We start from the raw sequence: 21,021 nt of genomic DNA on the forward strand, positions 1-21,021 counted from the left end.
CCTGCGGGTAATGCAAGTTCCATTTGATGTTGTGAGCGGATTCTTCCAATTGAAGACTGGCAAGATCGAAACCGCACAGATGTTCAGGGCACCGACAGAAGACCGACATACGACCGGGATCGGCTGGGGCGCAAGGCAAGCCTCCCTGGGTGTGCGTAAGGATCCGACTGCCCCGAACGGGGCGCCTCCGCTGTAGTGGAGAGACACCCCGCCGAGAGCGGGCACGAGGGTCTATACGGTGACGGGCGACTCCTGCGGAACCGGAATCTCGAAGGCGTTCAGCACCGCCGAGGCGCCGAGGTACGTGCTGGCCAGATTGACCAGATCGACGAGCCCCTCCCGTCCGAACGCGGCTTCGGCCGCGTAGTACAGCTCATCGCTGACTCGGTAGGTCGACACCAGTTCCTGTACGAACTGGGCGGCAATCAGCTCATCGCCACTGAGCCCGACCGGAGCCTGACCGCTGCCCAGCGAAACGATTGCCTCCTCCGGCAGGCCCGCGAGCCGGGCCACCTTCGAATGCGACCAGACCTCATAGTCCGAACCCCAGAGCCCGCCGACCGACAGGATGACAACCTCTTTCACCCGGGCGGACAGCGTCGAAGATGCGAACGTGTTGCCCACATCGAACTGCGCTCCGCCAATGACGGGGTTATACAGATAGGCGTTCAACGGACCGATCAAATGCCCATCTGGTGTCACCAGCTCGATACCCGTCGCCTGCTGGATCGGTAATGCGAGGGCCTTGATCCGCGCCGCAAGCTCGAGCTGGGCCGGTGTGGCGGTAGCCAGATCCAGCAACGGCAACCTGCCGCCCAACCCGTTCGGGCCGTCCGGTGACGGCGGCGTGGCGGGCGCCGGCGTCGGCAGCACCGCGGGCGCCGCCGGATTCGGTCCACGTACGTTGAAAGCGTTCAGTGTCGCCGACACACCGAGGTAGGTACTCGCCAAAGTGACCATGTCGACGACACCGGCCCGACCGAACGCCGCCTCGGCTGCTTGGTAGGTTGCCTCGCTCACCCGATAGGTCGAAATGAGCTCCTGCACGAACTGCGCAGCAACCAGTTCGTCTCCGGTCAGACCGACCGGAGGCTGACCACTGGCCAGCGACACGACGGCGTCCTCGGGCACACCAACCATGCGGGCGACGAGTTCATGAGCGTACAGCTCATAGGACGACCCCCACTTGCCTCCGACCGAGAGGATCACGATCTCCTTGACCCGAGGGGACAAGACCGACGAGGAGAATGTATTGCCGACATTGAAGATCGCCTCACCGACGACCGGGTTGTACAGGTAAGCGTTCAGCGGGCCCAACAACAGCCCGTTGACATCCTCCAACTGAATTCCGGTCGCCTGCTGAATCGGCAGCCCCAGCCGCTTCATCAATGCTGCCAGCGCCGCCTGTGCGGGAGTGGCGGAGTTCAGGTCGATCAACGGCAACCGTCCGCCGAGTCCGCCGTTTCCGCCCAGACCACCACCGGCGCCGGCCAACGCACTCGCACCGTTGGCTCCGTTTGAGCCGACGCGGCCGAACATGCTGCGCGTGCCACCAACGCCACCGAGCCCCGCAAAACCGGCCGCACCGCCGAAGCCGCCGGTGCCACCGACACCGGCACTGTCGGTGAGTTGGCCGCCGGCCAGCGTGACCACGGTGGCTCCCCCGGTGCCACCGAATCCACCGGCACCACCGATACCGGCCGCACCACCGGAGCCGCCGTTACCACCGTCACCGGCCAACAGACCGGCGTTTCCGCCGGAACCACCGGCACCCCCCGTGCCTCCGCTACCGCCGTCACCACCTGGACCACCGTCCTCTTCAACGCTCGACGCAGTGATGCCGTGCGCTCCGGCACCACCAGCACCCCCGGCACCGCCGTCCCCTCCTCGTCCACCCCAACCGAACAACAGGCCGGCACGGCCACCGGAACCGCCATCACCACCGACTCCGCCGTTACCACCGCGGCCATTGTTCGTACCGGACTCGCCCGCAACTCCTGTGAGCCCGCTGCCACCGTCGCCGCCTCGACCGCCGTTACCGCCCAAGAGTCCAGCGTTGCCGCCGCGTCCTCCCCCTGCACCGAGACCACCAGCACCACCATCACCGCCGTTGCCCCACAACAACCCTCCGGCGCCGCCCCGTCCGCCGTCCACACCCGCGACGGTGCTCGACCAACCGGCGCCACCGTTGCCCAGCAGCCAGCCGCCGCCGACACCGTTCGGGTTGGCCTGTGTCCCAGCGGCTCCGTTACAGATCAGGCCGCAACGCCCACCAAACGCCGCCGACCACGGCACCGCCCCCCGTGCGGTCAACGATTCGTCGGCTGCTCGCGCCGCGCCGAACACGAAGGCAGGTGCGCCGGCCGGTGGCGTGATCGGTAGCGCCGGATCCGACCCAGCCGAATCCGCTGCCGATTGCGAAGTCGCACGCGCGATGCTCAGCTCGACCGGCCCCTGCTGCGCAGACACTCTCGCCGCGGCGGGCTCTGCGCGCGAGACCTTGTCATCGCTCTCATTACTGACTTCGCGCTTGTTATCAACTCGCTTGTTGTCAACGCGCTTGCCGTCAACGCGCTTGCTGACACCCCGCTTCTTCTCAGCGCCCTTGTCGCCACTGCTCTTTTCACTATCGTCAGCGGTTCGATCTCGGTCCGCGCGGTCACCGGTTGCCACGCTGCGGCGGCCGCGACCGGTGTCGTCAGAACGGTCGCCACGATCGGTACCGGATGTTGGTCGCGACGAATCAGATTGGGATGAACCACGACCCGACGACGAACCACCCGACGAATCCGACCGAGAAGACCCACGACCCGACGACGAACCACCCGACGAATCCGACCCACCCGACGACGTGTCCGCCGCGGCGATGCCGTGCCCGGTCGTCAGGGCGAGGCCCATTCCCGCGGCGACCACACCGACACGCAGCCATTGACTCCAGGTTTCAGGTATCAGAAGCCAAGTTCTGGATGTCGACGCAAGCGGTCTGCTCGCCGGACTGCGAACCACCGAGGAGGCCGGGTGATCTCCGCCGGGATGCTCACACAAGTGGCGGGATTGGTGCCCGTTCCGCGTGGAATCGCATTGATCCAGCTCACTCGTGGGCCCAGGATTCGTAGACATGGCTCTCAACTCCTTGCTGGAACAACACCCTCATTGGTGTTGTGCGCGTCACAATTGACGGCTCTGCCGTTTATAGCCAACGGTTTCGGAGAGGGTCAAGGTCCTGCAGAGGTTACGAACGGGTACCGGTTGTGCCAGTCTCGGCATCCTCGTCCGACCGAAACACCCTCATGTCCAGAGGATTCCAGATGAATCGAGCGACGACCCGATCACGAGGAAGCGCGCGGAGGCGGCCGGAAGAAGACGGCCAGCTGGACAAAGCTGCCGACAATTCCCAGTGTCGCCGCAATCGCTAGGGCCGCCCATCCATGCAGCAGCGACCACAAGGCGGTATCGCGAAACACCATATAGTCCAGGCTGAGTCGGCCGGCCCCAGTACCTGCTACGGACAAAGCGCCGACCGCCAGCACCAGGTTGTACTCCCAGCCATCCTTGGTGACGAAGAATCCGTTGCCACGGTGGACGGTCCACACCGCCACCACCATCAACGACACGAATCCGGCAGCCGCCAGCGGCATCAGGAATCCGACCGCCAGGCACACCCCGGCGGCGATCTCGGCGCCCGCGGCGACTCGCGCATGAAAAGCACCGGGCGACATGCCGATGCTGTCGAACCACCGGGCGGTGCCCGCAATGCCACCGGGACCGAAGAGCTTGTTACAGCCGTGCGCGGCCATCGTTAGCCCGAGAACCGCCCGCAGTAGCAAGAGCGCCACCTCGTAGCCGGACACATCACCAGAAACGGTCATATGCATGTCCTTTCACGCGGAACGTTGCTCGACGGAAGTCGGGACTGGCAGCTTCAGCGACGAGGCCATCGACTCCAGCTCACGCTTGACTGCAGCCTCAACTTTGGCTCGATTCACAGCCGAAAGCAGCGCCAAGTCCTCGGATCGCAATGAGTCCCGCTGGGCTTCCATCTTTTTGACGATCCGGTTGAAACGCCGGTTCAATTGAGGCAGGCTCATCCCGAAGCGCGGCAGCACCTCATCCTCAGGCGGTCCACCGAATGGCTGCCAGCGCAGCATGTATTGCACGATCCTCCGGTCGAACCAGTCCATAGTCACGCCTACCCTCCGTCGCTCGATCTCAATCCCGCGCATTGCACCAAAAGCACCAATTATGTTGGTAATTAAGATTTCACGGCTACGACGACGAACAGTCAACAGGCCGGACGGGTAGGTCTGACACCATCACTCGGCCGACGGGTCGCCCGCCTCCGGTCCCTCACCGATCAATTCGGCGCCAGGGGCCCGAGGCAAGGCGGTCCAGCGCATCGGGACATGGTGTGAACCCGGCGCCGGGACCGGAATCTACATGGATTGTCCCGTCAGCGGAGAACGACAGCTGCTGGGATACCAGCTGATCGAACCAGGGCACGTACTCCAGCCACACGTCATCCTGACGAAGCGTCGCCAGCAGCTGTGCCGATACATGCGGATACAGATGTGGCAGCATCGTGGCGCCGGATTCACGGACTTTCTCAGCGATGTGGAGCCATGCCCATAGTCCCCCGAGACGTTCGGGTTCTCCGACGATGTAGGGCACGCCGGCGCCGACGAGTTGATCGACATCGGCCGGGGCGAACAAAGTCTCGCCGCTGGCGATGGGGATGGGGCACCGCTCCGCGAGATCACGGTAACCAGCCATGTCGCCGTGCGGTAGTGGATCCTCGATCCAGTTGATTACGAACGGCTCGAAACGTTCGGCGGCACGCAGCGCGGTTTCCGCGTTGTCCCACCGTTGCAGGGCATCGACCATGATCACCGCATCCGCAGGAAGACAGTCTCGGACCGCATGAATCCGGTCCACATCCTCGTCGAGGTCCGGCTTGCCGACCAGCATCTTCATTGCGCGGACACCGCGCGCGCACATGCTTGTCGCTTCTGCCACCAACTCGTCGATGCTCGATTGCAGCATCAGCCCCGTCTGGTACAGCTGCACCCGATCACGCCGTCGCCCGATCAGGTCGGCTAAACCGACACCGCGACGCCGGCAGACCAGGTCCTCGGCGGCCATCCGAAGGCCGGAAGATGCGAACGCCATCACACCGTGCTCCCCGATGAATCTCGTCGCAGCCCGGATACCAGCGTCGAGTTCCGCCAGATTGGACCCAGGTGCCACCTCTGCGCACAGATGGCTCAGCCCGACCCCGACCAGCGCGGCCTGGGCTTGCTGCTGAAACCAGAGTAGTGAAAAGCCCTGGAAGCCTTCACGGTCGGTCAACCTGAGCACCACGACCGGCATGTCCGTCGGCGTCAGCCGGCCGTTCGGTAGTCGAAACGGACGAATACCGGTGGGAATACCCAGGTATCGCACCTCGACGCACTCGATACAGATATCTGTCATGTTGGCGGTGGCAAGCACATCGAGCGCGTCCACCTCAGCTGCCACCCATCGGTCGATCATCTGCGCGGGGTGCCTCCGTTCTTCATGTCCTGCACCTTCACCTACCGCAGAAGCTAGTCCGACCGGATAAACAATGGGTGGTTGCATTGACACCCCCGCACAAAACAGGGCACTGTCACCACCACTTAGCCTCCTTGACCGTCCCGGCGGCAACGATGAAGCTTGGGATACACCGCCGCAGCTGCCTGAATCATCTGTTCTGACAATGGGAAATTGTTAGCGCCCAGGATGTTTCGGAGACGAATGACTAGCGGTGCTCACGTCACAACGTCGACTTGTAAGGCGGTCAGCAATGTCAGCTCGTGGACAAGCACTGGGTTCCCGTCAGCGCGACACGATCTACATCGGCGGCCAGTGGGTGGCATCGACCGGCACCCGCCGGGACATCGTCTCACCGGCCACCGTCGAGGTCATCGGATACGCGCCGGACGGGACAGCCGCCGATATGGATCGTGCGGTCACGACCGCACGCAAGACCTTCGACGACGGTGGATGGTCGGGGCTACCGATCACCGATCGCGCCCGCTATCTGCGCCGTGCCGGTGAGATCTACGCCGAGCATTCCAACGAGATCGCCGAGCTCATCACCGCAGAGATGGGCAGTCCGATCACCTTCTCGCGTAATGCTCAAGGCCCCATAGCGCAACATGTTCTCGCGTATTTCACCGCACTGGGTGACCGCTTCGAGGTCGAACAGCAACGCACGGAGCTCAGCGCCCCGGTATCGGTGATCCATGATCCGTCCGGTGTGGTGGCCGCCATCGCTCCCTGGAACTATCCGCAGGCATTGTTGCTGATGAAGATCGCGCCCGCCTTGGTAGCCGGCTGCACGGTGGTGGCCAAGCCATCTCCCGAAACCGCACTCGACGGATTGCTGCTGGCCCAGATCTTCGACGAGGCCGGGCTGCCGCCGGGGGTGCTCAACGTCGTGCCCGCAGACCGAGAGGCCGGCGAACACCTGATCAGCCATCCAGGTGTGGATCGGGTGGCCTTCACCGGATCCACCGAGGCGGGTCGACGCGTCGCCGAGATCTGTGGTCGCGACCTGCGGCGCTGCACGCTGGAGCTGGGCGGTAAGTCCGCCGCGTTGGTTCTCGACGACGCCGATATCGCCCTCACAGTCGCGGGCCTGCGCGATGCAGCCTTTCGGAACAGCGGCCAGACCTGCACAAATCAGACCCGAATTCTGGTTCCACACAGTCGAATCGACGAGTTCACCGACGCCTTCTGCGACATGGTGTCGTCGATGGTGGTCGGCGATCCGACCGATCCAGCCACCGAGATCGGCCCACTCGTGTCGCAGCGTCAGCGCGAGCGCGTTGAGGGTTATGTCGCCATCGGGCAGGCGGAGGGCGCCAAGCTGGTTCTGGGCGGTGGCCGGCCGGCCGGCCTCGACACCGGTTGGTACGTGGAGCCGGCTGTGTTCACCGGGGCCGATAACGGTATGCGCATCGCCAGGGAGGAGGTCTTCGGCCCCGTGGTCTGCCTCATCCCCTATACCGATGATGAGGAGGGACTGGCCATCGCCAACGACTCCGAATACGGCCTAGCCGGAAGCATCTGGGGTACCGACGTCGACCGCGCGACTGCGCTGGCCAAGCGCGTGCGGGCCGGCATGATCCTCGTCAATGGCGCCGGCGCCAGCTTCGACGGGCCGTTCGGCGGGTTCGGTCAGAGCGGTATCGGCCGGGAATGCGGTATCGAAGGCCTGCTGGCCTACACCGAACCCAAACAAGTTCCCCTGTTCTAATCCCTTCCAAATTCGGTGATTGCCGCTCCGGCGGCGGAAAGGTACGGATTTCATGCCCAGTGATCTGGAGGATTCGCTTTCGGATTCCAGCATCTTCACGATCGGCCGCGACCACGAGTTGTCGTTCCTGCCCGAGCCCGAGCCCAAACCCGTTTGGTGCCCTGTCATCTCGGTCGATGACCACTCTTTCGAGCCATCGACACTCTTCGACACCGTGCCGGCCAAGTTTCGCGATGACGTTCCGCGGCTGGTCGATGTCGACGGCCGTCCGGCGTGGCAGATCGCCGATAAGCAGTTCTTCTTCAGCGGGATGGACGGTGCGGCCGGGCGGCCCATCACCGAGTGGCGGTCCATGCAGATGCGACTCCAGGACTATCGCGCGTCGGTCTACGACACCGACGCGCGAGTCCGCGACATGGATATCGCGGGTGTCTGGGGTTCGCTGTGTTTCCCCTCCATCACGTGGGGGTTTGCCGGCACCACGCTGTCGCGGATGCCGGACAAGGAGTTGGGTTTCGCGTGTGTGCAGGCCTACAACGACTGGGCGGTCGAACAGTGGGCGGGTTCGCATCCCGATCGTTTCATCCCGTGCGCACTGAGCTACCTGGCCGACGCAGAACTGGCCGCCAAGGAGATCTACCGCAACGCGGAGCGCGGTGTACACGCGGTCAGCTTCACCGAGAATCCGGCCCAGCTCGGATTCCCCAGCGTGCATTCCGATCACTGGGAGCCGTTCTGGCGGGCCTGCGCCGAGACCGAGACCGCGATCAATCTGCACATCGGGTCGTCCGGGCGGATCAGCTGCCCCTCGCCCGATACCCCGGTACCGGCCCAGGTCGCGTTGTTCCCACTCAACGGCATCGAAACCGTCGTCGACTGGATATTCTCTGGAATTGCGCAGCGTTACAACGATATTCACATCGTGTTGTCGGAGGCCGGTATCTCCTGGGTGCCGATGGTCGTGGAGCGCCTGCACCGCGCCTACCGCCAGCGGGAAGCCGAACCCGAGGTCTGGGCAGGTTCGACAATTCACCCTGTCGACGTTCTGCACCGCAACTTCTGGTTCACCTCCATCGAGGATCCGTCCGCATTCCAGCGCCTCGATGTGATCAGCGAAGACCGGATGATGCTCGAAGTGGACTTCCCGCACACCGACAGCTCCTGGCCGGACAGCCAAGAACTGTTCCGCGCCGAGCTGGAAACACTGCCGACCGAGACCATCAAGAAGATCTGTTACGGCAATGCCGCGGCGCTGTATCACCACCCGGAGCCACCGCAGTCCATGCTCGACGAATCGGTACTGTTTGCACCGAGATAGCGCAACGGCGCGCACACCTCGATGCGGTATGACGCGATGGGGGCGGGTAGCTTCGGCTACCCGCCCCCATCGTGCATGCTCCGGTGTATCACACGGTGTCGGTGGATTGGTCGAGGAGTTGCGCGGCAAGACAGTCGATCTGACCGATGACGGACTCGTCCTGGATCGAGCCGTCCGGACCCCATGTCGCCGTCGCGGAGTTGATCGCCACACCCAAGGGAGTCGGCCACGCACGCAGTGCGTGGCCAATCGTTCGCAACTGCCCGAGCGTTCCGACTGCGGCCTGCCACCCGTACGCGCATGCGATGGCGCCCCAACGGATGTCAGCTAGATAGGTACGCCCGTCAGCACGGAGATCCTCGGCGTAGTCCAAGGCGTTCTTCACCAGTCCCGAGACCGCGCCGTGGTACCCAGGCGAGGCGACGACCACCGCATCGGCGGCCCGCAAACCTGCCACCAGAGCGGTCGCCTTGGCAGTCCGCATGGTGCCGTAGGGGTTGTACATCGGCAGGTCCAGGTCGTCACCGCAGAACAACTTCGTGTCGGCACCCAGGCGCTCGACGGAGGCCAGGCAGTGCCGTAACACCCGTTCGGTGGATGAGTCGGCACGCAAGGTGCCGCCGATACCGACCACCAGGGGCTTCTTTGTTTGCACAGGACCGTCACCTTCTATGTCTGGTGTTCATGGGACATGCGACCAGCGCCGGACGAGCTGATGCTCACGTCCGGCGCTGGATTTGCTGGGTATGCGATTACACCGCTGGAGCGTTGGAGCTTCCCTGCAGCCGCGAGAGCGCCTCGTTCACTCGGCCGGCGACATCGCCGGCGACCTCGTCGTCGGCATCACCGATAGGCAACATTCCCTTTGCGGCGGAGAAGATCTCGACCGACAGGCAACCCTGTTCACCAGCAACGTGCGGACCGTAGTACTCGCGGGGATCGGAGGTCATGATGTCCCCGGACCGCAGAATGTCGCCGTCGGGCAGCGTGATCGAGCCCGATATGACGACCTCGACCCGGTAGCAGTCGTGCGCATGACGCGGAAGCGTGTCTCCCGGGGCGATGCGCAGCATGGAGACGACCGCATTGTCTGGATCGGTGCTGCTCTCCCCCATCACGATTGCACCTAGATCCCACCCCGGCATCACCTCACGCGTCGCTGCCCCCGCGAACCTCAGCTCGGGCGGGGTGATGGCATCGAAGAAGCCGGGATCGCTGACCTTGTAGTACTTCGGCATGGACGACCTTTCTATCCTTGGGCTGTTTGTGACGTTAGGGAGCGCTGGGGCGGCGGCCAAGAGGCCCGGTCATGCTAGTGCCGTTACCACCACCTTGCGGGCGGCGATCAGAAGGTGGTGATGACGCTGCGAACCACGTCCCCGGACAGCATCGCCTGCATCGCGTCATTGATGCCGTCCAAGGCCACCTCGTGGGACACCATGTCATCGGTCCTGAGTCGACCGTGTTCGATGAGATCGATGAATTTCTGGAAATCCCGGCGTATCTGGGCCGATCCGGCCACGCAGCCCTTCACCATCTTCTCCTGAGACTGCAGGTCGAATGCCGGCAGTCGCAGTTCACTGTCGATCGGACCATAGCCGACCAGTACGATCACTCCGCCCTTGTCGAGCATGGCGTAGGTCGATGCGAACGTTACCGGTCCACCGACGACATCGAAGGCGAAATCGACACCACGTCCGCGGGTCATCTCCCGCACCTGCTCGGCTGCCGGGTGTGCCGACGGGTCGATGACATCGGTGGCCCCAATCCGCAGTGCAAGTTCACGTTTCGATGCGACTGGGTCGATCGCGATGATCCGAGCTGCCCCGGCGACCACCGCCCCCTGGATGACCGACAGTCCCACCCCGCCGCACCCGACGACAGCCACCGTCGTACCCGGCCTGACATGCGCGGTGAACAGGGCCGCGCCGACCCCGGTCGTCATGCCGCAGCCGAGCAGCGCCAGGTGCGCGTCGGGCAGGTCCGTCCGCACCGGTACCACCGATGCTTCGTCACAGGTGAGGAACTGACTGAAAGTACCGATACCGCTCATCGTGTTGACGCGCGTGTGGTCACTTCGCACCGCGCGCGGGCGCTGCATCAACGAGGCCAGCGAGTCACACAGGTGGGTGCGGCCGTCGGTGCAGTACGTGCACGTGCCGCACGCGGGCCGGAAGGAGGTGACCACCCGATCCCCGACTGCCACGCGGGACACCTGTGAGCCGACGTCGAGGACGATGCCTGCGCCTTCGTGTCCACCGATCATCGGGCCCGAGAACATCGTAGGGAACAGGCCATTGCGCATGGACAGATCGGTGTGACAGATACCGCTGGCCCGGACCTCCACGATGACATCCCGCGGGCCCGGCGGCAACGGGGTGACGGTCTCGACCGAGAGGTTGGCTCCAAGTTCATGCAGAACCGCGGACCTCATCAGCATGGCCCTTCCTGGAAACGCACCGGCAGGTAATCGATGCCCATCATCTGGCCCATCATGAGATGCGGATTGTGTCTCGGTTCACCCACCAGTTCCAGCGGCGGCCGGTTCAGGAGAGCCTTCATCAGGACATGAATCTCCGCGCGCGCCAAAGTCGCTCCCGCGCAGTAGTGCGGTCCGATGCCGAACGTCACGTGTTGTCTGGGATTGACGCGGTTCGGACAGAACGACTCGGCATCCTCGAACTGTGCGGGGTCGCGGTTGGCAACCGCGTAGAGCAGAACCAGCCGCTCACCGGTGGACAGGTCGCTGCCGTTGAGCGTGGTCGGTGAGGTCGTGGTGCGGAACATGGTCTGCACGGGCGGCAGCATCCGCAGACCTTCCTCCACGACACCCTCCAACGGAATGGCACCCGAGCGCATGCCGGCCTGCAGGTCCGGATCGCTGACCACATGATGCACCAGACTTCCGATGGCATGAGCCGTGGTTTCGAACCCGGCGAACACGAACGTCCGGAAGATGTTCTTCAGCTCGTCGTCGGTGAGCTTGCGACCGCCGAAGTCCATGTGTACCAGTCGACTCAGATAGTCGTCACCGGGATTGTCCCGTCTCTCACCGAAGTACCGGGCGGCCTCTACATCGAGCTCCTGCAGGGCCTCCACCATGGCCGGTGTGCCGGCGTTCTCCAGGATCTTTGTAGCGAAGGCCTGGATCATCTCATTGGCATCCTCGCCGAGACCGAGCAGATGTCCCACGGCGCGCACCGGGATTTGCACCGCGACATTCTGCACGAAATCGGTCTCATCCCCGGCGGCGAACCCGTCGAGCATGCGTTCGGTGAGGCCCTCCAGGTAGGGCAGGAGCTTACGCACCCGGGGTGCGCTGAGTACCTCCATGAACAGTTTCCGGTAGGCGATGTGCTCAGCCCCATCGAATTCGATCGGGATGCTGGGAGGGCGGCCCTCATGCGGAGGATGCAGCACGCCACTGGCCGACGAGAACGTCTTGGCGTCCTTTTCGACCTCGATCACATCGTCGTATCGGGTCACCAGCGCGTAACCACCATGGGCGGCGGTCTTCGGTACCGGACAACCCGAGTTGAGGCCACGGTAAACCTGTTGCAGTCTTTCGTAGTTGAGCTCCGGGTCGAGGTGGTCGAATGTCGTCACCGCACCTGCGGCGTCGTCGGATTCGAGGCCGTGACCGGATTGCGTCTGTGTCATGGTTACCTTGCGTTTCGGATGTCCGGGCGGGGAAAGGTGCGGCTCACGCCGGCAGCAGTAACTCGCCGTTGGTGTTGAAGAACTGTTCGACCGCCGATTGCGGTGCCGACGACAGTGCCTTGGTCAACACCGTCCGGGAATCTTTACCGCCTTCGACATGGGGGAAATCGGTGGCGTAGCAGTACATTGGCCACACATTGGTGTGTTGCTCGTAATAACGCCCCAGTGGCTCGAAATAGAACGGAGTGACGCGCACGTTGCGGGCGAGATACTCGGAGGGCCGCAACGAGAGCGTGTCCTTGAGTCGTGACTTGAACATCGTGTCAGCCCAGATATCCAGCCGGTCGGCGAGTGGACCTGCCCAGCCGGCGGCCAGCTCGATGGCTCCGAATCGCAGCGCCGGGTGCCGCTCGAAGACTCCGCCGAGAACCATTGTGGAGACCATGTTCTCCGCGCAGTAGTGAATGTTGGTGGCTCGATACGGCTCGATCGGCAGTTCGATGCTCGATTTGTCGGACGGATGGAAGATCTCGACACCCTGCGACCACGCCGACGAGCTGATGAATCCGCTGTCGGTACCGAGATGGATGGTCACCGGAACGTCTGCCTCGGCCGCGAGCCGCCAGAACGGATCCAGCTGGGGATGGGCCGGCGACGCACCCGCTGGGGGTACGTTCGCCGGGATCATCAGGGCGCGGATACCCTGGTCGATCGCCCACTTGGCCTGCTCGACAATCGATTCCGCGGGTGCGTCGGTCATCACGATGCCGACCGGCCGTACCCGATTCGATGTCGACCGGGTGATCTCAGCGGCCCACTCGTTATGGGCATCGACCGCTTGACGGCCAATCGCGCGGCCATCGAACTTCTGCGCATCGAATCCGAGCCAGGCAGGTGCGTTCGGGTCGTTCACCAGGATCAGCGCGAACAGGCCGAAGGTCGGGAAAACGAGCTGACGAGAGATCTCCATCTCGTCGAGAACCGCCGGACGGCGACGCAGGTCGATGGCCGACGGGGCGGTCGCGCCCTTGAGTTGCCACACCGATTCCTGGTTGATCGCAGTGGTGTCACCTTCCAGCCCCGGCACCGATAGCGAATTGGCCCGGGTTCGGGTCAGGATGTCGAATCCGACCTCATTGATGCGGCGGGCGATCTCTTCGCCGAACACCTCACCCCAAAGCTCCAGCGGCGCCATCTCGTGGCTATCGACGTCGAGAACCGTTGACACGTCTTCCTCCTTGGGGATTTTCTAACCTTCACCGTGATGCTGCGCTGGTCAACACTGGGGCACAAGTCGGTGCTGGTGCTGGTATCAGCTCAACCCCCGTAAGAGTTGAACTACGGCTTGGCAGAGGCGATTCCGATGATCGGTGCATGGTTCTATAACCAGAATGTCCCACAAAATCTCCGGCCATACGGCCCTTGCTCAGGCATTCGTCGATCAGCGCGTCACAACCGCCTTCGGGGTGATCGGGGAAGGCAACATCCAGGTGCTCGCCCAGCTGCGGGACAACCATGGCGTCGACTACGTGAAGGCCGCCCGTGAGGACGGTGCGGTGCTGATGGCCGGTGGGTACGCCGCGGTCACCGGTGCGGTCGGCTTCGCCTCGGTGACGCACGGTCCCGGCCTGACCAACGCGGTCACCGCCCTGACCCACCTGGCCCGCCGTCGGATTCCGGTGGTGGTTTTCGCGGGCGACACCGACCCTTTGCTACCGCACGGTCGCCAGCGCGTCGACCAGGCCGGTATCGTCGCGCCGACCGGCGCAGGCTTTCAGCAGGTGTACTCCGCCGACGCCATTTCCGACGATGTGGCGCACGCCTTCGGCCGCGCCCGCGACGAACGTCGACCCATCGTGCTCAACGTGACGGTCGACGTCCAACGCCGTTCGACCACCTATCAACCCACTCAGGTCAATATCGCTGCGTTACAGGCCATTGCGCCAGACCCGGCGGCCCTGGACCTGGCCGCCGGAGCGATCGCCGATGCCCGTCGTCCGGTCATCCTGGCCGGGCGTGGGGCGGTGCTGGCGGAGGCTCGTACCCAGCTGACAGCCCTGGCCGCGCGGATCGGAGCCCCGCTCGCCACCACTGTGTGCGCCAAGGATTACTTCCGCGGTGAGCCATTCGATCTGGGGATCTGCGGCAGCCTCTCCCACCAGATCGCCACCGATACCATCCTGGCGGCCGATTGCCTGATCGTCTTTGGGGCCAGCCTGAATACGGATACCACGGCGGAAGGGTCCCTGCTGGAGGGCAAACGCATCGTGCAGGTGGACCTGGAATCCGCGCACCTTGGCCGGCATGCTCCGGTCGCTGCCGCCGTCCACGCCGACGCCGCTCAGACTGCGGTCACCTTGGTGGACTGGTTCGATGAGGTGAATCTGCCGCGATCTGGCACATTATGCACTCCGGAACTCGCGGAGCGACTGGCCCAATACGACCCGCGTACGGAATTCACCGCGCAGCGAAGCGATATGGTCGATCACCGCGAACTGACACTACTGCTGGATGCGGTGTTCGAGCGCGAGCGCACCTATGTCTGCGATTCAGGTTTGTTCATGCTGCCGGGTTACTCGTGGCTGCACGTGACCGAGCCTTCGGCCTTCATCGAGACGGTGGCGTTCGGATCGATCGGCCTCGGGCTGGCGACGGCAGTCGGTGCAGCGGTGGGCAGGCCCGACCGGCCGACGCTGGTGACCGTCGGAGACGGCGGCCTGACCATGGGCGTCGCCGAGCTGCTGACCGCCGCGCGCTACGGACTGGACATGGTTGTGGTGGTGTACAACGACGGCGCCTATGGCGCCGAACTCGCGATCACCGACCGTATCGGCATGGGCCATGATCTGCCGCTGCTCGGGGATGTGAACTTCGCCGCCGTCGCCGAGGCAATGGGCGTACCGGCGGTGCGCATCGAGGGCCCCGATCAACTTGACCGAATCGCCACTGCGCTCGCGGGTCGCACGGGTCCGCTCCTCATCGACGTCAGAACCGGGACTCCCCCAGCACACTGAACAACCGTGTGGCCCCGCCCAAATCCGGACGGGGCCACACGACTATCGCCTGTCCCAGCTGACGTTCGCTTTCTCCCGGTCCCAGGTAGCCGTGGTGGCACCCTCGTCGCGCAGTTGATACTTGTGCACCCGGCCGACCGCACTGACCGGTAGTGCTGCACGGAATTCGATATAGCGGGGCAGCGCAAAGTACGGCATCCGGTCCTTGAGCCATTCGAACAGCTCGATCTCGCTGAGCTGCGCGCCGGCCTTGAGCACTGCGGTCACCTTGAGATCGTCCTCGGTCACCTCGGAGCGCACCGCATGCACGGCCACCTCGGCGACCGCGATGTGACCGAGGATCACCTGCTCGACTTCCTGGCTGGAGATGTTCTCACCACGACGCCGCAGGTAGTCCTTCTTGCGGTCCTCGAAGTAGAAGAAGCCATCCTCGTCGAAGCGGCCGAGATCTCCGGTATGGAACCACAAGTTACCCATCGCAGCTGCGAATGCATCCGGGCGCTCCCAGTATCCTTCGAACATCACGCTCGGACGTTTGGGACGGCAGACGATCTCACCGATCACCCCGGGCTCCACCTCTCGGTCGCTGTCATCGAAGATCCGGACGTCGAAGCACTCGGTGTTGGCCTTGCCTGAGCTTCCCGGCGGTGCCGCGATGCCGGCGGGCAGAGTTGTCAGCGGAAATCCCTCGGTGAGCCCGTAGGCGTTGCCGCCGACCACCTGCACACCGAACCGTGAGCGCCAGATATCCTGCAGCTCAGCCGGAAACGGCGCACCGTGCACGACACGGATCTGGCCATGGCACGATGACATCTCCGGCGTGTCGTCCATCCGAGCGATCAGTGAACCCATCGACCCGAGCAGGTTCACCACCTGCGCGCCGCAGCGCTGCATCTCCGGCCAGAAACCCGAAACCGAGAACCGGCTGGCGATCGATGCAGGACTGCGCAGCAACATGCTGCCGACGACCGTGCCGCTGACCAGGTTGAAGTGATAGATCGGCAGCGGGCTCCAGTTGAGCTCGCCCTCTTTGCGCCCGCACTGCTCGATGAACCCACGGGCGGAGTTGAACACGTACCCATTGGAGATCACGCATCCTTTCGAGGGACCCGTCGTTCCTCCGGTGTAGATGATCAGCGCGGTATCACGCGCACCCCGCACCACATGGGCGGCTTCGTCGGGCTCGAGTAGGTAGTCGGCCAATGGTTCCACCGAGACCGCACCGATCGAGGTGCACGCTGTGGCGCCGCGTACCAGAATACGTTCCAACTGAGGAAGATTCGCGATCTCGGTACGAAACCGGTCGACGAAGTCCGCCTCACAGACTACGACCCGGGCACCGGAATCCGCGACGACATGTGCCAAGAAGCTGCCCTTGAGGGCCGTGTTCACCGGCACCCAGATCCCGCCGCGCAGGTTGGTGGCGAACCACAGCGACACTGCGTCGACGTTGTTGTCCAGCATCGTGGCCACCGTCTGGTCCGGCATCAGCCCGGCCTTGCCCAGCCCTGCCGCGAACGCAGCGGCACGCTCGAAGATCTGGCGATACGTGTACTCCTGGCCGCTGAAGTCGAGAAACAGCTCATCGCCCACCTCATCGACACGTTCCCGAAGCAACCCGACGACGCTGGGCTCATCCCGCGGTCCGTACCACACATCAGACATCTGTTTGAGCACTCTCGCTTCCTGTGTGCCGCGGCGACCAGACCGGTGGCCGGCGTTGGACATATGCGGTGAATCCTTCGTGCGCCTCCGCGGTCCTGATCGAGGCACCCACACTGCGATCATCGACCAACGGAATATGTTGGTGTGCGGCAGCTTTCCAGGCTGCGCGGGCCGCAGGACCGGCCTCGCGGAGATCGGAGGCGATACGTTCGGTCGCATCTTCGAGGTCGTTATGCGGCACCACCCTGCCGATAAGGCCCATCGAAAGCGCCTCGTCGGCCGAGAACGAGCGTGCGGTCAGGGCGAGTTCTTTGGCACGCGCCAGGCCCACCACGGCGGGCAGTATCGCCGAACTCCACGGCGCGGCGACGCCGAGGCGCAGTTCCGGCAGCCGGAACCGGGCCCGGTCGCTGGCCACCGCCACATCGGCAAGCACAGCAAACCACACGCCACTGGCCTGGCAGTGTCCGTTGATCGCGGCGATGACGGCAACCCCGCTGCGGTGCAATGTCGGGAACGGGAGTTCGACATCCTCACCATCTTCCCCGTCCTCGGTGTGCGCGGCCGGATCGCCACCGGCGATGAAGACATCACCGCTGCCCGTCACCACCAGTACGTCGAGGTCGGGATCGGCCTCGACCTTGTCGATGAGGCGGCCGAGGCCGGTGTACATGGCATCCGACATGGTGTGGGGCCGAAGGGGATTATCCACAGTGCACCACGCGGTACGGCCGCGACGCTCGACCCGCAGCCCGGTACTACTCAAATCCATCAGACACCCAGCATCCGGCGGCCGATGATGTCCTTCATGATCTCGTTTGTGCCTCCGTATATGGCCATCGCCCGGCCGTCGCGCCAGGCCCGCCCGACGGCACATTCCTCCATGTAACCGTAGGCGCCGTGCAATTGGACGCAGGTGTGCAGCACCCGGCTGTTGAGGTCGGTACACCACCACTTAGCCTGCGCCGCTTCCTCGCCGGTCAGCTCGCCGGTCAGATGCGCGGTCAGTTGAGCATCGACGAAGGCCTGTGCGACGTCTAGCTCCGTGCGCATGGTCGCCAGCTGGAACCTCGAATTCTGAAAGGACCCGATGGGTTGACCGAACGCGTGCCGGGTCTTGCAGTAGGCCAAGGTCTCGTCGAACGCGGCACGCGCGTGTGCCAGGGCCATCACCGCGATCGAAAGCCGTTCCTGCGGAAGCATGGTCATCAACTGGTAGAAGCCGCGGCCCTCCTCACCGAGCAGGTTGTCCGCCGGCAGGACCACGTTGTCGAAGAACAATTCCGCCGTATCGGCAGAGTGTTGGCCGACCTTGTCCAGATTGCGGCCACGGCTGAAGCCCGCGCGATCTGCCTCCACGACGAGCAGGCTCAAGTTTCGCTGCGCAGGTCCTTCGAACCCGGTACGGCACACCACGATGACGATATCTGCGTTGATCCCGTTGGATATGAATACCTTATTGCCGGTGAGCACATAGGAGTCTCCGTCGCGAACCGCGGAGCTGGAGATCGCCGCAAGGTCCGAGCCGGTATTGGGCTCCGTCATCGCGATGGCACCGACGAGCTCACCGGAGGCCAGCCCGGGCAACCACCGCTGCTGTTGTTCGGGGGTGCCGTACTTGATGAAGTACGGCACCACGACATCTGCATGGTTGGAGATGCCCAGCCCGGCATTCATCACACCTGCCCGGCACACCTCCTCAAGGAAGATGGCATTGAACCGGAAGTCCGAAAGGCCGCCGCCACCAAACTGTTCGGGGACGGCCACACCCAGTATTCCGGCGGCCCCGGCCTTGGTGAAGACCGCTTTGTCGATGATTCCTGCGTGCTCCCACTGCTCGAAGTTCTTGGTGAGCTCGCGCCCGATGAATGTTCTGGTGGAATCCCGGAACATCTCATGCTCGTCATCAAAGATGGTTCGCTTCAATTCGGAAAACTCCTATGTGTTCGTGATCATGTCGACCAAGTTCGGCAAGGCCTCGGCGATCGCGCCGATGTCGAGGCTGTGGATCGAAGGGCGCCGCTCCCCCACCTGCCAGGGCGCCAGCAGCAGTGAATCCACTCCCACATCCCGCAACGCCCGCACCGATTCCGGTGTCACGGCTCCGCGCAACCCGGTTCGCGTCGTGAACGGGCGCGACGGCGCGTTGAGGGCGGACCTTGCAGTCTCCAACCTTCCCATCATCGCTGCCACATCTTCGACGGTGTGGTTGGCACCGACCCAGCCATCGGCGACGGCAGCGCAGCGCCGAGCCGCCACCTCCGACGTCCCCCCGACAAAGATCGGAATCGGCCCTGGCGGCGTGGGGTTGACCGCGACGGCATCGAACGTGAAGAAGCGGCCCTCGTGCGCAACCGGGGCGCCGGTCCACAATTCCGGTATCAGCTCCAACATCTCATCCAACACAGCGCCTCGGGACGAGAACCACTCGTTGCCGAGCGCCTCGTATTCCTCACGGAGCCATCCGACACCCACACCCAGCTCGAACCGGCCGCCCGCCATTGCCGCAACGGTCGCGGACTCCTTGGCCAGCATCACCGGGTGACGCAGCGGCGCGAGCAGCACAGCAGTCATGAAGCGGATGCTCGAAGTACGTGCTGCCAGACCGGCGATCGCCACGATCGGATCTGGTAACAGGGTGTCGGTCGGCAAGCTGGCAGGTCGACCGCCTCCGTAGGGATACGGGGAAGAGAACTCCGCGGGCACCGCGGGGTGCTCGGAGAGCGCAACCCCGGTGACCCCGGACCGCTCAGCCGCGAGGGTGAGTGCAACCAGACCCTCCGCGGGAAGGAACGGCAGCGACAGCCACACGTCCATCCTGCGGGGGTGGCCCGCGGTCACTGCCGGGTCGCGGGAGGCTCGGGCAGTGCGAAGTTGAACACCCGCGATGCGTTGGTCTGCATGACCTTTCGCTTCACCTCATCGGAGAGCCCCGCCAGCTCCTTGTGCGCTACCTCGATGCAGTTGGGCCACGTTGAATCGGTATGCGGGTAGTCCGTCTCGATCATCACGTTGTCGACACCGATCTTCTCGATGGACGCCACCCCGAACGAATCCTCGATGAAGCAGCCGAAGATGTGCTTGCGGAACAGCTCCGAGGGCATGGCCGAGAGATCCAGTCCACCGGAGTTGCTCTCGTCGCCGCCCCAGCCCTTGAGATAGTCATCCGCACTGAAACCGTCCTTGGCCGCCCAGCCACGCTGAACCTCCACCACGTGGTCGCACCGCTCGATCACGTAGGGAATCCAGCCGATCCCGCCCTCGGACAGGCACAACTTGAGATTCTCATACTTCGGCAGCCAGGGGCTGAACAGCCAGTCGATGCAGGCCGCAGCGGTACTCGCCACCGGGGAGAGCGCGATCACGCCCAGCATGGGCATATCAGGAGATGTCGAGGGCAGCCGCGACGACGAGCCCAGGTGCATGCAGAGCGGCATCCCGGTGTCATTGGCGGCGGCGATCATCGGTTCCCAGTACCCGCTGCGATCATGAATGGACGGCAACCCGAGCTCATAGGCATTCTCGCTGAAGGCGATCGCCTTTGCACCCATCGCTGCGGTGCGTTCGATTTCCTTGGCGGCCAAGGCAGGATCCCACAGGGGCAGGATCACCATCGGAATCAGCCGGTCCGGAGCTGCCCCGCACCACTCCTCGATCATCCAGTCGTTGTAGGCCTGCACGCACAGCAGCCCGAGCTCACGGTCCTCGGCCTCGGTGAACTCCTGTCCACAGAACCGCGGGAATGACGGAAATGACAGCGAGGCAAGCACACCGGCGCGGTTCATGTCCTCGATTCGCGCGTTCGGCTCGTAGCACCCTGGCCGCATATCGGCGTAGGTAATGGGCAACGGACTGAAGTCCTCGCGCTTCTTCCCGGCCGCAGCGGAGAGTCCGGTGGTGGGCTTGCGCTTGCCTTCAAAGACCCACGCTTCGCCGTCAGCGTCATTCACTATGTGCGGGCCGGCCTCCTTGAACTTCGCCGGAAGCCGTTCCTGCCAGACGTGCGGCGGCTCCAGAACGTGGTCGTCGACGGAGACCAGCCAGTCCAATGAAATGTCCGTCATCTTCTCTCCTTCGATTGTTGG

17 protein-coding genes are annotated in these 21,021 nt (G+C 64.0%); 3 read left to right on the forward strand and 14 right to left on the reverse strand.

Going from position 1 to position 21,021, the window contains the following annotated elements; all coding sequences use genetic code 11:
• Positions 1-231: 231 nt before the first annotated feature.
• From EH231_RS34670 to EH231_RS29405, 4 genes are all read right to left on the reverse strand, one after another.
• Positions 232-2,469 carry a carboxymuconolactone decarboxylase family protein gene (locus tag EH231_RS34670; protein WP_124713877.1) on the reverse strand — a complete coding sequence of 746 codons (2,238 nt, stop codon included), beginning with the start codon at positions 2,467-2,469 and terminating at the stop codon, positions 232-234.
• Between the two features lie 860 nt (positions 2,470-3,329).
• A complete protein-coding gene (locus EH231_RS29395; RefSeq protein WP_090423835.1) occupies positions 3,330-3,869 on the reverse strand; it encodes a DoxX family protein in 540 nt (179 codons plus the stop codon).
• 12 nt (positions 3,870-3,881) lie between these two features.
• Positions 3,882-4,181, reverse strand: a complete 300-nt coding sequence (locus EH231_RS29400; RefSeq protein ID WP_090423834.1) for a hypothetical protein — start codon at positions 4,179-4,181, stop codon at positions 3,882-3,884.
• 166 nt (positions 4,182-4,347) lie between these two features.
• A complete protein-coding gene (locus EH231_RS29405) occupies positions 4,348-5,682 on the reverse strand; it encodes a mandelate racemase/muconate lactonizing enzyme family protein (RefSeq protein WP_124713878.1) in 1,335 nt (444 codons plus the stop codon).
• 139 nt (positions 5,683-5,821) lie between these two features.
• On the opposite strand from EH231_RS29405, the gene EH231_RS29410 reads away from it, so the two are divergent.
• Positions 5,822-7,279 carry an aldehyde dehydrogenase gene (locus tag EH231_RS29410; protein ID WP_090423832.1) on the forward strand — a complete coding sequence of 486 codons (1,458 nt, stop codon included), beginning with the start codon at positions 5,822-5,824 and terminating at the stop codon, positions 7,277-7,279.
• A gap of 52 nt (positions 7,280-7,331) precedes the next feature.
• Entirely contained in the window at positions 7,332-8,597 is a 1,266-nt protein-coding gene (locus EH231_RS29415) for an amidohydrolase family protein (RefSeq protein ID WP_090423831.1), read from the forward strand.
• 88 nt (positions 8,598-8,685) lie between these two features.
• Here the strand turns inward: EH231_RS29415 and EH231_RS29420 are convergent, their stop codons facing one another.
• The 5 genes from EH231_RS29420 to EH231_RS29440 form a co-directional block, all read right to left on the reverse strand.
• Positions 8,686-9,252, reverse strand: a complete 567-nt coding sequence (locus EH231_RS29420) for an NADPH-dependent FMN reductase (RefSeq protein ID WP_241177830.1) — start codon at positions 9,250-9,252, stop codon at positions 8,686-8,688.
• Between the two features lie 97 nt (positions 9,253-9,349).
• Positions 9,350-9,835 (reverse strand): cupin domain-containing protein, encoded by a 486-nt coding sequence (locus EH231_RS29425; RefSeq protein WP_090423829.1) that lies wholly within the window; start codon positions 9,833-9,835, stop codon positions 9,350-9,352.
• A 107-nt stretch (positions 9,836-9,942) separates the two neighbouring features.
• A complete protein-coding gene (locus tag EH231_RS29430) occupies positions 9,943-11,031 on the reverse strand; it encodes a zinc-binding dehydrogenase (RefSeq protein WP_164481069.1) in 1,089 nt (362 codons plus the stop codon).
• On the reverse strand, positions 11,031-12,257 hold the full coding sequence (locus tag EH231_RS29435) for a cytochrome P450 (protein WP_090423827.1): 1,227 nt from the start codon (positions 12,255-12,257) through the stop codon (positions 11,031-11,033). Before EH231_RS29435 ends, EH231_RS29430 begins: the two co-directional genes overlap by 1 nt.
• A 43-nt stretch (positions 12,258-12,300) precedes the next feature.
• Entirely contained in the window at positions 12,301-13,485 is a 1,185-nt protein-coding gene (locus EH231_RS29440; protein ID WP_124713879.1) for an amidohydrolase family protein, read from the reverse strand.
• A gap of 163 nt (positions 13,486-13,648) precedes the next feature.
• Between EH231_RS29440 and EH231_RS29445 the strand changes: the two genes are divergently transcribed.
• Positions 13,649-15,271: a thiamine pyrophosphate-binding protein gene (locus EH231_RS29445; protein ID WP_090423825.1), complete on the forward strand. Its 1,623-nt coding sequence runs from the start codon at positions 13,649-13,651 to the stop codon at positions 15,269-15,271.
• A 42-nt stretch (positions 15,272-15,313) separates the two neighbouring features.
• Here EH231_RS29445 and EH231_RS29450 read toward each other — a convergent pair whose 3' ends face one another.
• Genes EH231_RS29450 through EH231_RS29470 form a run of 5 tightly spaced genes read right to left on the reverse strand, consistent with a single transcriptional unit; the run spans position 15,314 to position 21,000 of the window.
• Positions 15,314-16,936, reverse strand: a complete 1,623-nt coding sequence (locus EH231_RS29450) for an AMP-binding protein (RefSeq protein WP_090424758.1) — start codon at positions 16,934-16,936, stop codon at positions 15,314-15,316.
• A complete protein-coding gene (locus EH231_RS29455; RefSeq protein WP_164481070.1) occupies positions 16,929-17,708 on the reverse strand; it encodes an enoyl-CoA hydratase/isomerase family protein in 780 nt (259 codons plus the stop codon). Before EH231_RS29455 ends, EH231_RS29450 begins: the two co-directional genes overlap by 8 nt.
• Positions 17,708-18,862 (reverse strand): acyl-CoA dehydrogenase family protein, encoded by a 1,155-nt coding sequence (locus EH231_RS29460; RefSeq protein ID WP_124713880.1) that lies wholly within the window; start codon positions 18,860-18,862, stop codon positions 17,708-17,710. The genes EH231_RS29455 and EH231_RS29460 overlap by 1 nt, the downstream gene beginning before the upstream one ends.
• Before the next feature lie 12 nt (positions 18,863-18,874).
• The gene (locus EH231_RS29465) at positions 18,875-19,753 is read right to left on the reverse strand and encodes a TIGR03619 family F420-dependent LLM class oxidoreductase (RefSeq protein ID WP_090423822.1); all 879 of its coding nucleotides are present in this window, start codon (positions 19,751-19,753) and stop codon (positions 18,875-18,877) included.
• Positions 19,754-19,773: 20 nt separating this feature from the next.
• Entirely contained in the window at positions 19,774-21,000 is a 1,227-nt protein-coding gene (locus EH231_RS29470) for an amidohydrolase family protein (protein WP_090423821.1), read from the reverse strand.
• Positions 21,001-21,021 lie beyond the last annotated feature (21 nt).

This window comes from Mycolicibacterium nivoides (assembly GCF_003855255.1).
Taxonomy (GTDB): Bacteria; Actinomycetota; Actinomycetes; order Mycobacteriales; family Mycobacteriaceae; genus Mycobacterium; species Mycobacterium nivoides.